General features: G+C 69.5%; 13 protein-coding genes and 1 pseudogene. 8 read left to right on the forward strand and 6 right to left on the reverse strand.

The window, feature by feature from the left end:
* Positions 1–64: 64 nt before the first annotated feature.
* The gene (locus tag ACWD5D_RS41275) at positions 65–805 is read right to left on the reverse strand and encodes a transglycosylase SLT domain-containing protein (protein WP_451377902.1); all 741 of its coding nucleotides are present in this window, start codon (positions 803–805) and stop codon (positions 65–67) included.
* A gap of 309 nt (positions 806–1114) precedes the next feature.
* A pseudogene (locus ACWD5D_RS41280) lies at positions 1115–1438 on the reverse strand (S-adenosylmethionine:tRNA ribosyltransferase-isomerase); the annotation flags it as partial.
* A gap of 225 nt (positions 1439–1663) precedes the next feature.
* On the opposite strand from ACWD5D_RS41280, the gene ACWD5D_RS41285 reads away from it, so the two are divergent.
* The 4 genes from ACWD5D_RS41285 to ACWD5D_RS41300 all read left to right on the forward strand — a co-directional run bounded on the left by ACWD5D_RS41285 (position 1664) and on the right by ACWD5D_RS41300 (position 4334).
* A complete protein-coding gene (locus tag ACWD5D_RS41285) occupies positions 1664–2809 on the forward strand; it encodes a GAF domain-containing sensor histidine kinase (RefSeq protein WP_451377903.1) in 1146 nt (381 codons plus the stop codon).
* Positions 2802–3443: a response regulator gene (locus tag ACWD5D_RS41290; RefSeq protein WP_451377904.1), complete on the forward strand. Its 642-nt coding sequence runs from the start codon at positions 2802–2804 to the stop codon at positions 3441–3443. The genes ACWD5D_RS41285 and ACWD5D_RS41290 overlap by 8 nt, the downstream gene beginning before the upstream one ends.
* 171 nt (positions 3444–3614) lie before the next feature.
* Complete coding sequence (locus ACWD5D_RS41295; RefSeq protein ID WP_451377905.1) at positions 3615–3860, forward strand: chaplin; 246 nt, start codon at positions 3615–3617, stop codon at positions 3858–3860.
* A gap of 234 nt (positions 3861–4094) precedes the next feature.
* Positions 4095–4334 (forward strand): chaplin family protein, encoded by a 240-nt coding sequence (locus ACWD5D_RS41300; RefSeq protein ID WP_451377906.1) that lies wholly within the window; start codon positions 4095–4097, stop codon positions 4332–4334.
* Positions 4335–4427: 93 nt separating this feature from the next.
* Here ACWD5D_RS41300 and ACWD5D_RS41305 read toward each other — a convergent pair whose 3' ends face one another.
* Positions 4428–5216 carry a hypothetical protein gene (locus ACWD5D_RS41305; protein ID WP_451377907.1) on the reverse strand — a complete coding sequence of 263 codons (789 nt, stop codon included), beginning with the start codon at positions 5214–5216 and terminating at the stop codon, positions 4428–4430.
* Between the two features lie 150 nt (positions 5217–5366).
* Here ACWD5D_RS41305 and ACWD5D_RS41310 point away from each other — a divergent pair, with 150 nt between their 5' ends.
* From ACWD5D_RS41310 to ACWD5D_RS41320, 3 genes are all read left to right on the forward strand, one after another.
* Positions 5367–6158, forward strand: a complete 792-nt coding sequence (locus tag ACWD5D_RS41310; RefSeq protein WP_451377908.1) for an ABC transporter ATP-binding protein — start codon at positions 5367–5369, stop codon at positions 6156–6158.
* Between the two features lie 61 nt (positions 6159–6219).
* Complete coding sequence (locus tag ACWD5D_RS41315; RefSeq protein ID WP_451377909.1) at positions 6220–6651, forward strand: NfeD family protein; 432 nt, start codon at positions 6220–6222, stop codon at positions 6649–6651.
* 111 nt (positions 6652–6762) lie between these two features.
* A complete protein-coding gene (locus ACWD5D_RS41320; RefSeq protein WP_451377910.1) occupies positions 6763–7710 on the forward strand; it encodes an SPFH domain-containing protein in 948 nt (315 codons plus the stop codon).
* Between the two features lie 140 nt (positions 7711–7850).
* Here ACWD5D_RS41320 and ACWD5D_RS41325 read toward each other — a convergent pair whose 3' ends face one another.
* From ACWD5D_RS41325 to ACWD5D_RS41335, 3 genes are all read right to left on the reverse strand, one after another.
* On the reverse strand, positions 7851–8357 hold the full coding sequence (locus tag ACWD5D_RS41325; protein ID WP_451377911.1) for an HNH endonuclease: 507 nt from the start codon (positions 8355–8357) through the stop codon (positions 7851–7853).
* A 180-nt stretch (positions 8358–8537) separates the two neighbouring features.
* A complete protein-coding gene (locus tag ACWD5D_RS41330) occupies positions 8538–9077 on the reverse strand; it encodes a YbhB/YbcL family Raf kinase inhibitor-like protein (protein WP_451377912.1) in 540 nt (179 codons plus the stop codon).
* Positions 9078–9117: 40 nt separating this feature from the next.
* On the reverse strand, positions 9118–9900 hold the full coding sequence (locus tag ACWD5D_RS41335) for a sporulation protein (protein ID WP_451377913.1): 783 nt from the start codon (positions 9898–9900) through the stop codon (positions 9118–9120).
* Positions 9901–10000: 100 nt separating this feature from the next.
* Between ACWD5D_RS41335 and ACWD5D_RS41340 the strand changes: the two genes are divergently transcribed.
* Positions 10001–10651 (forward strand): DNA-3-methyladenine glycosylase, encoded by a 651-nt coding sequence (locus tag ACWD5D_RS41340; RefSeq protein ID WP_451377914.1) that lies wholly within the window; start codon positions 10001–10003, stop codon positions 10649–10651.
* Positions 10652–11028: the final 377 nt, after the last annotated feature.

Consider the following 11028-nt stretch of genomic DNA (forward strand, 5'->3'; position numbering starts at 1 on the left):
GTGAAGGGCGGCACCCCTCGTGGGGTGCCGCCCTTCCGCGTCAGGTCAGAGGTCCGCGCAGGCCTCAGTACGCGCTGTTCACGTTGTCGATGGTGCCGTACCGGTGGGCCGCGTAGTTGGCGGCGGCGGTGATGTTGGCGACCGGGTTGTAGATGTCCCAGGAGGTGCCGGCGACGTGGTACGTCTTGAAGGTCGGCGGGATGACCTGGAGCAGGCCCTTCGACGGGATGCCGTTGATGGCGTTGATGTCCCAGTTGTTGATGGCCATCGGGTTGCCGGAGGACTCACGCATGATGTTCTTGTACAGGCCGTGGTAGCTGCCCGGGATGCCCTTGGCCCGCATGATGTCCAGGGACTGGCGGATCCAGCCGTCGAGGTTGTTGGCGTAGGTCTTCGCGGCGACCGGCTGCATCTGCAGACGCTGCACGGAGCGGCTCGCGGTCTCCTTGGCGGCGCGGTCCTGGGCGGCCTTCTTGACGACGGCCTGGACGACGGCCTGCTTCTTGACCTCGGCCTGCCGCGCGGCGTCGACCTGGGCCTTGTTCTTCGCCGCGATGGAGTCGAGCTTGACCGCGTCGGCCGCGAACTGGTCGGTGACCGTGCCCTTGACGTCCTTGACGGCGGCGCTGTCGTACTGCGCGGGGGCCGCGGCGGCCGGGGCACCGGTCGTGAAGGTCGCGGCGTTGCTGGGCGCGGCCGAGAAGGCGAGAGTGGCGGCGCCGAGCACGCCGGCACCGGCAATCGCGATCTTGTGCTGCTTGGTCAGCACACGACTATGGCGACGCTTGAGGATGTTCTTGGGCATGGCTGATGGACCTCTTCGATAGCGCGGAGGTCGCTCCTGCGTCCGCCGGGGGAATCGGCTCCTCCCACACGAACGCCGAGGGGAGAACCCCTGGGCGCTGAGCGACGGGAGCAATTCTTAGCGGCCGCAAAATGTCGTGGCAAAGGTGTGACGTACTATCCCCGATAGTGGATCAGGGAAAGGCAAAACGGGACAGACTTGACCATCTGCCCCGTTCATCTCGGGGACACCTCGGGTGTTTTATCTCCTATGTCCGTTCGTACGTGATGTGCGCCCTATGCGCGGGCTCACAGTCAAAGCGGGACGTTCTTACCAGGAGTTGCCGTCGCAACGCTCTGCGTAAGGGGTTTTTGCCGGGAGGACGAGGCGGACGTCCCCGAACTCGTGCCACAGGTAGAGCCCGCGCAGTGCCTCCTCGTAGCCGCGGTCGACCGCGGCCCGCCCCGCCACCGCGTCGAGCATCAGCAGATGCGAGGCCTCCGGCCCGGTCAGCAGTCCGTCGACCACGCGCACCCCGCGCTCGCGCGTCACCACCAGATCCGTCCACCCCTCGGCCGCCCGCACCACCCCGTCCTGACCGGCGGCCGACTCCACGGCCCGCACGGCCGTCGTCCCGACCGCGATCACCCGGCCGCGATCACCCGGCCGCCCGACTCGCTCCCAGTCGAGCCGCAAAGCGCCCGAGCCCTTCGGCGTACGCCGCCGTCCGCGGACCTACCTCGCCCGCCGGGCGTCCGGGGACCCAGCCCTGCCGCCGAAGGCGCGGGGACCTACTCCGTCCGGCCTAGGCCCACCGGCCCGCGTCCGGCCGTCACAGGTCCGATCCGCGCTGTCACACCCCGCCGGTACCGTGAGGACATGAGTCACGGCCCCCGGTCCGGCCTCGCCGCGGTGAGTTCCGCGCTCCTGGCCATGAGCAGGCACCTCGAGGTGCGCGACGTCCTCAAGACGATCGTCGCCTCGGCCCGCGAGCTGCTCGACGCGCAGTACGCCGCCCTGGGCGTGCCGGACGACCACGGCGGCTTCGCCCAGTTCGTCGTCGACGGCGTCAGCGGCGCCCAGTGGAAGGCCATCGGCCCGCTGCCCCGCCAGCACGGCATCCTCGCCGCGATGCTGCACGAGGCCCGCCCCGAGCGCCTCGCCGACGTGCGCAAGGACCCGCGCTTCGAGGGCTGGCCCGCCGCACACCCGGAGATGTCCGACTTCCTTGGCCTGCCTGTCCGCGACGGCGACGAGGTCATCGGCGCGCTCTTCCTGGCCAACAAGAACTGCTCCAAGCCGGACGGCAGTTGCGGCTTCACCGCGGAGGACGAGGAACTGCTGTCCATCCTCGCCCAGCACGCCGCCATCGCCCTCACCAACGCCCGCCTCTACGAACGCAGCCGCGAGCTGACCATCGCCGAGGAGCGCTCCCGCCTCGCCCACGAACTGCACGACGCGGTCAGCCAGAAGCTCTTCTCCCTGCGCCTGACCGCCCAGGCCGCGGCGGCGCTCGTCGACCGCGACCCCGCCCGCGCCAAGGGCGAACTGCACCAGGTGGCCGCGCTCGCCGCCGAGGCCGTCGACGAACTACGCGCGGCCGTCGTGGAGTTGCGCCCCGCCGCCCTCGACGAGGACGGTCTGCTCGCCACCCTGCGCACCCAGACCCAGGTCCTCGACCGCGCCCACACCGCGCGCGTGACGTTCGCCAGCTCCGGCTTCCGGGCCCTGCCCGCGGCCCAGGAGGAGGCCCTGCTGCGAGTCGCCCAGGAAGCCCTGCACAACGCCCTGCGCCACTCCGGCGCCGAGCACGTCGACGTGAGCGTCGACCGGCGCGGCGGCGGAGCCGTCCTGCGCGTCGTCGACGACGGCGGCGGCTTCGACCCGGGCGCGGTCCGCCGCGCCGGACGCCACCTCGGCCTGGTCTCGATGCGCGACCGGGCGAGCGGGGTCGGCGGCACGCTGACCGTGGAATCGGCGCCCGGCAAGGGCACCACGATCGAGATGGAGGTCCCCGGTGGCTGACGCAATCAAGGTGCTGCTCGTCGACGACCACCAGGTCGTCCGCCGGGGCCTGCGCACGTTCCTGGAGGTGCAGGACGACATCGAGGTCGTCGGCGAGGCCGCGGACGGCGCCGAGGGAGTCGACCGCGCCGAGGAACTGCGGCCCGACGTCGTCCTCATGGACGTCAAGATGCCGGGCATGGACGGCATCGACGCCCTGCGCCGGCTCCGCGAACTCGGCAACCCCGCGCGCGTGCTGATCGTCACCAGCTTCACCGAGCAGCGCACGGTCGTCCCGGCCCTGCGCGCGGGCGCCGCCGGATACGTCTACAAGGACGTGGACCCGGACGCGCTCGCCGGTGCCATCCGCTCCGTGCACGCCGGGCACGTCCTGCTGCAGCCCGAGGTGGCCGGCGCCCTGCTCTCCCAGGAGGAGGCCACCTCGGGCCAGGGGAGGGGCAGTTCGCTCACCGACCGGGAGCGCGAGGTGCTCGGCCTGATAGCCGACGGCCGCTCCAACCGCGAGATCGCCCGTGCGCTCGTGCTGTCCGAGAAGACCGTCAAGACGCACGTCTCCAACATCCTGATGAAGCTCGACCTCGCCGACCGCACCCAGGCCGCGCTGTGGGCCGTACGCCACGGCGTGACCGGCTGAAGCGCCCGCACCGACACCGCACCCACGGCAATTCGGAACCTTCCGCTCCGGGCTGAGATTCATACCGTCGTGGGAATGTCACCCGGATGGCGCATCCTCCGGCGATCTCCGCCGTTCTCCAGTGCGTGCCGCGGCGAACCGCCGCGGTGAACGCCTAGGAGGGGTTGGAAAGTGAAGAACCTGAAGAAGGCGGCGGCCGTGACGATGGTGGCCGGTGGTCTGGTGGCCGCCGGCGCGGGCATGGCCTCCGCCGCCACCGGCTCCTGGGCCGGCGGCGAGGCGAGCCACTCTCCGGGTGTCGGCTCCGGCAACGTCGTCCAGGCCCCGGTCCACGTCCCGGTGAACGCCGTCGGCAACAGCGTGAGCGTCATCGGTGTGCTGAACCCGGCGTTCGGCAACCTCGGTCTCAACCACTGAGCCGACGCCGACCACGTCACAGGCCTCCCGGGTCCACCGGGAGGCCTGTCGCGCTGTCTCTCCCCCCGAGGCCGGTCGTGGTGACGGCCACCGGGACGTCTGTCCGGTTGTCATGCGACTGGACCGAACGGGGTCTCGCCCCCTGGCGGCCCGCACCCCTCGGAGTACTCCGGCGTTGATCAGCGCATGACCCACGGCCGGGTCGCACACTCACCCGCAGGAGGAATCCGTCCCATGAAGATCGTCAAGAAGGTCACTCTCGCCGTGGCCGTCGCGGGTATCGCGGCGGGCGCCTGCGCCGGTACCGCCGCCGCCGACTCCGGTGCCGTCGGCGGCGCCTCGAACTCCCCGGGCGTCGGCTCCGGCAACGTCGTCCAGGTCCCCGTCCACGTCCCGGTCAACGTCACCGGCGACAGCGTGAACGTCATCGGTGCTCTGAACCCGGCGTTCGGCAACGCCACGGCCAACCACTGAGGCATCCTGCCGAAGCGTGAGCCCGGGGCTGGCCCCGAGCTCCCGCTTCGGCACCGGCACCGGCACCAGCACCGGCCGCCGGAACGCCTTCGGTCAGCGCGTTCCCCGCTCCCGCTCCTCCACCATGGAGTTGTACGCCGCCACCTGCGCCCGCCGAGCCGTCCGCTCGACCGGCCGCAGTGCCTCGGACCGCGCCGCGATCTCCGCGGAGCTGACCGCACCGCCGTGCCCGTTGCCGTACGCCAGAGACACCAGCAGCCCCACCCGCTGCGCCATCTCCAGCACCCGCACCGCACGCGGCGGATACCCCGGCGCCAGGAACTCCCGCCCGCGCTCGGCCCGCGCCCGGTACGCGTCGATCGCCGCCTCCGCCACCGGACCCGACGCGGCGACGTCCAGCTTCGACAGCACCACCGTCGCCTCCCGCATGGCCTCCGCCAGCTCCCGCTCTGCCTCGCCCAGCGAGGGAACGTCGGCGGGCGGCGCCTCCCGCACCGGCAGCACATGCCAGACCACCTCGGCATGCACATCACCGGCCGGCCCGGCCTCGTACGCCTCCGGCACCATGCCGAACGCTGCACCGAAGCAGACCACCGCCTCCTCGGCCTCCAGCGCCCGCGCATTGAACTCCGGAGGACCGCTCAGCCCCAGCGGATGCCCCGGCGCCGGCAGCGCCACCCGCAGACCGGTCACCCCCAGCGTCCGCAGCCGCCCCAGCGCGAGCGTGAGCCCGACCGGCGCGGACTCGCCGGGCAGCCCCTCCACCCGGTGCACCGTGTCCTCGCCCACGATGGCGAGCGCGGCGTCGTCCGGAGAAGCAAGTCCGGCCAAAAGGGCATTTCCCCAAGCGGCGAGGCGTCCTGAACGCGGTTCCGAGAGCATGCCCCCACCCTAAGGACCGGACCGATGGAATGAGGCGGTGTGCTCGTGGCGTAGATTTCATGACGGGCTGCGCCCACCGGCGCGGCGGACCGAGCCACAGGCGTAAGCGACAGCCGAGACCGGCACACTGCAAGGGGAGACAACGCGCTCATGAGCGATGTTCTGGAACTTCAGGACGTATCCGTGGTCCGTGAGGGCCGGGCCCTGGTGGACGGGGTCTCCTGGTCGGTGAAGGAGGGCGAGCGCTGGGTCATCCTCGGTCCCAACGGCGCCGGCAAGACCACCCTCCTCAACGTCGCCTCCAGCTACCTCTTCCCCAGCAAGGGCACCGCCACCGTCCTCGGCGACACCCTCGGCAAGGTCGACGTCTTCGACCTGCGCCCGCGCATCGGCGTGGCCGGCATCGCCATGGCCGAGAAGCTCCCCAAGAGCCAGACCGTCCTGCAGACCGTCCTCACCGCCGCCTACGGCATGACCGCCGGCTGGCACGAGGAGTACGACGAGGTCGACGAGCAGCGCGCCCGCGCCTTCCTCGACCGACTCGGCATGACCGACTACCTGGACCGGAAGTTCGGCACCCTCTCCGAGGGCGAGCGCAAGCGCACCCTCATCGCGCGCGCTCTGATGACCGACCCCGAGCTGCTCCTGCTCGACGAGCCCGCCGCCGGCCTCGACCTCGGCGGCCGCGAGGACCTGGTCCGCCGCCTCGGCCGGCTCGCCAGCGACCCCATCGCCCCCTCGATGATCATGGTCACCCACCATGTCGAGGAGATCGCCCCCGGCTTCACCCACGTCCTCATGATCCGCCAGGGCAAGGTCCTCACCGCGGGCCCGATCGAGCTGGAGCTCACGTCCCGCAACCTCTCCCGCTGCTTCGGCCTCCCGCTCGTCGTCGAAGAGGTCGGCGACCGCTGGACCGCGCACGGCCTGCCCCTGTCCTGACACCGCCCCACTCCCGTTCGCGCCCTGTCCGTTGCCCGACCCACGGTCCTACCATGACCATGTGGACGACATCGGCGCATGGGTGTGGTGGCTCGTCGGCGCGGCGGCGCTCGGAATCCCGCTCGTGGTCACCGCGATGCCGGAGTTCGGCATGCTCGCGGTGGGCGCAGTGGCGGCCGCGGTCGGGGCGGGCCTCGGCTTCGACGCCGTGGTCCAGGTCCTGACCTTCGTCATCGTCTCGGTCGCCCTCATCGCCGTCGTCCGCCCCATCGCGGCCCGACACGGTCGACAGCGCCCCCGACTCGCCACCGGCATCGAGGCGTTGAAGGGCAAACAGGCAGTCGTCCTGGAACGCGTCGACGCGTCCGGCGGACGCATCAAACTCGCCGGAGAGATCTGGTCGGCCCGCTCCCTCGACACCGGCCGCGCCTACGAGGTCGGCCAAGAAGTGGACGTCGTGGACATCGAAGGGGCCACCGCGATCGTCATCTGAGGCATCCGGCCCACGAGTTGCTCGACGTTCTGTCAGACTCGACCAGCAAGATCTTCAACAACCATAAGATCTGCCGAAGGTGCCGAAGCCGAGAGGGGTACGGGGAACACGATGGAACCGGTCATCATCGTCCTGATCATTCTGGTGGTGTTGGTCTTCATCGCCCTGATCAAGACCATCCAGGTCATTCCACAGGCCAGCGCCGCCATCGTCGAGCGCTTCGGCCGCTACACACGCACCCTGAACGCGGGCCTGAACATCGTGGTCCCGTTCATCGACACCATTCGTAACCGCATCGACCTGCGCGAACAGGTCGTGCCGTTCCCGCCCCAGCCGGTGATCACCCAGGACAACCTGGTCGTCAACATCGACACCGTCATCTACTACCAGGTGACCGACGCCCGGGCCGCGACCTACGAGGTCGCCAGCTACATCCAGGCCATCGAGCAGCTGACGGTCACCACGCTCCGCAACATCATCGGCGGCATGGACCTCGAACGCACCCTCACCTCCCGCGAGGAGATCAACGCGGCCCTGCGCGGCGTCCTCGACGAGGCGACGGGCAAGTGGGGCATCCGCGTCAACCGCGTCGAGCTCAAGGCCATCGAGCCCCCGACCTCCATCCAGGACTCGATGGAGAAGCAGATGCGCGCCGACCGTGACAAGCGCGCCGCGATCCTCACCGCCGAAGGTACGCGCCAGGCCGCCATCCTCACCGCCGAAGGTGAGAAGCAGTCCCAGATCCTGCGCGCCGAGGGTGAGGCCAAGGCCGCCGCCCTGCGTGCCGAGGGTGAGGCCCAGGCCGTCCGTACGGTCTTCGAGGCCATCCACGCCGGCGACCCCGACCAGAAGCTCCTGAGCTACCAGTACCTCCAGATGCTCCCGAAGATCGCCGAAGGCGACGCCAACAAGCTCTGGATCGTCCCCAGCGAGATCGGCGACGCCCTCAAGGGCCTCTCCGGCGCGATGGGCAACTTCGGTCCCCTGGGCGGCAACAACGGCTCATCGGGCCAGGGCAACGGCGGCACCGAGCGCCGCGAAAAGCCGCAGATCGACTGACGCCGGCTCTACGACACCGAGTTCCGCCGCGCCCCCCAGGGGCGCGGCGCCGTGTCGATATGCGGCTCCGCCGCGTGGGCGTGAGGAAGCACGTACGCCCCGCGGCCGACGACCGACACACACAGCCCTGCGGCGACCGGTCAGGCCGCGTCCCGAGCGAGCCACTCAGGAAGCGCGGCCAAGTCCTCCTGGCCCAAAGCCAACAGCATCGCATCCGCCGGCGTCGGCTCGAACGGCTCCCGCAGCAGCGCCATCCCCGCCTCGTCCGGAGTCCGGTTCGCCTTGCGGTGATTGTCCTGCGCACACGCGGCGACCGTGTTCAGCCACGTGTCCTGCCCACCCTGCGACCGCGGCAGCACATGGTCCACGGTCGTCGCCCTGCGCCCGCAGTACGCGCACCGGTGCCGGTCCCTGACCAGCACACCCCTTCGCGACCACGGAGCTTGTCTTCGGAAGGGCACCCGTACATACCTGCACAGCCTGATCACCCGGGGCGCGGGTATGTCCACCTCGGCACCGCGCATGCGCAGCTCGGGGTGGGCCTGCTCGACGACCGCCTTGTCCTGCAGGACCAGGACGACGGCTCGGTTCAGAGTCACCGTCGACAGCGGCTCGAAGCTCGCGTTCAGGACCAACGTGTCACGCATCCAACCCACCTCCCGTGCGCACCTGCCCACTCCACGGCGGGCTTGGATCAACTCTGGACGGGCGCGCCGAGATGGACAACGCAATAAAAAATGCCCGCCCCCGATCACTTCCAAGACCGGAGGCGGGCAAACGTTCAATGAACGCTCGGCTGAATCAGCGCGCTGCGTCAGCGCACCGCATCAGCCCTGTGCGGGGTTCTCGTACTCCCCGATGAGCTGCGCACGCGCGAGCGTGTGGAAACGGAGATTGAAACCGACGACGGCAGGAGAAGCGTCCGAATCCGGACCGAGCTTTTCCTGGTCCACCGCGTACACCGTGAAGACGTACCGGTGCGGACCGTCCCCGGGCGGCGGGGCGGCACCGCCGAAGTCCTTCGTCCCGTAGTCGTTGCGCGCGTGCACCGCACCGTCGGGAAGACCCTTGAACGCGCCACTGCCCGCACCCTCCGGCAGCTCCGTCACGGAGGCCGGGATGTCGAACAGCACCCAGTGCCAGAACCCGCTGCCGGTCGGCGCGTCGGGGTCGTAGCAGGTCACGGCGAAGCTCTTGGTCTCCGCCGGGAAGCCCTCCCAGCGCAGCTGCGGCGAGATGTTCCCCTCCGCGTGGACCTGGGCGCTCTTCAGCGTCGCGCCCTCCTCGATGTCCTCGCTCGTCACCGTGAACGACGCCACGGGCGGATGGAAGTCATGGGGGAGCGGCCGTCGCTTGAGCTCGGTCACCTCGGTACCTCCTGATCGATTCCGTTCAGAGGGTCCGAGCCTAGAACCAGTTGCGCTTGCTGCCGACCTCGGAAAGCCACTGGTTCAGGTAAGCCGCCCAGTCGGTCCCCTGGTAGTCGTGCAGACCCACCTGGAAGGACCGGTAGGTGTCCGAACCCTCGCTGAACAGACCCGGCTTCTTGTCCATCTCCAGGACGACGTCCATGGCGTGCTCGTCGGCCACGAAGCTCAGCTCGATCTGGTTCAGACCCCGGTACTGCGACGGCGGGTAGAACTCGATCTCCTGGTAGAACGGCAGCCGCTGCCGGGTGCCCCGGATGTGGCCGCGCTCCATGTCCGCGTTCTTGAAACGGAAGCCCAGCCGGATGAACGCGTCCAGGATGGCCTGCTGCGCCGGCAGCGGGTGCACGTTGATCGGATCGAGGTCGGAGGAGTCCACGGCACGGGCGATCGCCAGCTCGGTGGTCACACCGATGTGCATGCCGCGCAGCGTCTGCCCGTCGATCATCGTGACCGGCGTCTCCCAGGGGATCTCCAGCCCGAACGGCACCGCGTGCACGGCCCCTGCCTGGAGCTCGAAGGCACCACCGAGCCGCACCTTTGTGAACTCGATGTTCTGCTTGTACTCCTCGTCGCCGCTCTCCACCTCGACCCTGGCCTGCAGACCGACGGACAGCCCCTCGATGTCCTGGTTCACGGAACCGCCCTGGATCCGCACCTCGCCCTGCACGACCCCACCGGGCACGACGTTGACCTCGGCCAGCACGGTCTCGACCGAGGCCCCACCGGCACCGAAGCTCGCGAGCAGCTTTTTGAACGCCATGACTCTCCCTTTACGAATGGATCCTTGACCCGTACAAACGCGATCCGGCCGCGACCGGTTCCGCCCTGGCACCGTCACCGCTGGACTACGCTCGGAGGGCATGATCACGCCACCGGACCGTACGCCACTGTCCCGCGAGTTCTTCGACCGGCCCGTTCTCGAGGTGGCCCCCGACCTCCTCGGCCGCATCCTGGTCCGAACGACACCGGACGGCCCGATCGCCCTCCGCCTGACGGAGGTCGAGGCGTACGACGGCCCCAACGACCCCGGCTCACACGCCTATCGCGGACGCACAGCCCGCAACGGCGTGATGTTCGGACCGCCTGGACACGTATACGTCTACTTCACCTATGGCATGTGGCACTGCATGAACCTGGTCTGCGGACCCGAGGGCACGGCGAGCGGCATCCTGCTCCGCGCCGGCGAGGTCGTCGAGGGCGTCGAGCTGGCTCGCAAACGTCGATTTTCAGCCCGCAATGACAAAGAACTGGCCAAGGGTCCGGCCCGCCTTGCCACCGCCCTGGAGGTCGACCGCACCCTCGACGGCACCGACGCCTGCGCCCCCGGAGCCACCCCCCTGCGCATGCTGACCGGCACACCCACCGCCCCCGACCAGGTACGGAACGGTCCCCGCACGGGAGTCTCCGGCGAGGGCGGAAACGGCGATGTCCATCCCTGGCGCTTCTGGGTGGCCGGCGACCCGACCGTGAGCCCCTATCGGCCCCACGTTCCGCGGCGTCCCTCAAGTTGACGCGACCTTGGCGGATGCGTAAAGTCTTCCAAGCCGCTGAACCGGGTACAGCAATCGCCAACAGCCGGAGCGGCCACCCCACTACCCAGCTACAACCCTCAACAGGGTCGATTTCGGCGTGCCCGCATGCCTGAATTCGAACTCGCGAGACTCGATTATGAGTATCGGAGGGAATCGGCTAGCGTAGTGAATGTCGAAAGGCCAGCGGCGAGAGCCAAAAGCCCGGAAACAATCCCGCCGACCGGGAATCAGACGCCGAAAGGATCTGATAGAGTCGGAAACACCGAAGGGAAGCCCGGAGGAAAGCCCGAGAGGGTGAGTACAAAGGAAGCGACCGTTCCTTGAGAACTCAACAGCGTGCCAAAAATCAACGCCAG

The organism is Streptomyces sp. NPDC002520 (assembly GCF_053595235.1).

Coding starts and splice junctions, on each gene's coding strand:
- ACWD5D_RS41325 (WP_451377911.1), bottom strand. CDS start 8,357: ATGCGTGACACGTTGGTCCTGAACGCGAGCTTCGAGCCGCTGTCGACG.
- ACWD5D_RS41285 (WP_451377903.1), top strand. CDS start 1,664: ATGAGTCACGGCCCCCGGTCCGGCCTCGCCGCGGTGAGTTCCGCGCTC.
- ACWD5D_RS41305 (WP_451377907.1), bottom strand. CDS start 5,216: ATGCTCTCGGAACCGCGTTCAGGACGCCTCGCCGCTTGGGGAAATGCC.
- ACWD5D_RS41310 (WP_451377908.1), top strand. CDS start 5,367: ATGAGCGATGTTCTGGAACTTCAGGACGTATCCGTGGTCCGTGAGGGC.
- ACWD5D_RS41335 (WP_451377913.1), bottom strand. CDS start 9,900: ATGGCGTTCAAAAAGCTGCTCGCGAGCTTCGGTGCCGGTGGGGCCTCG.
- ACWD5D_RS41275 (WP_451377902.1), bottom strand. CDS start 805: ATGCCCAAGAACATCCTCAAGCGTCGCCATAGTCGTGTGCTGACCAAG.
- ACWD5D_RS41340 (WP_451377914.1), top strand. CDS start 10,001: ATGATCACGCCACCGGACCGTACGCCACTGTCCCGCGAGTTCTTCGAC.
- ACWD5D_RS41300 (WP_451377906.1), top strand. CDS start 4,095: ATGAAGATCGTCAAGAAGGTCACTCTCGCCGTGGCCGTCGCGGGTATC.
- ACWD5D_RS41320 (WP_451377910.1), top strand. CDS start 6,763: ATGGAACCGGTCATCATCGTCCTGATCATTCTGGTGGTGTTGGTCTTC.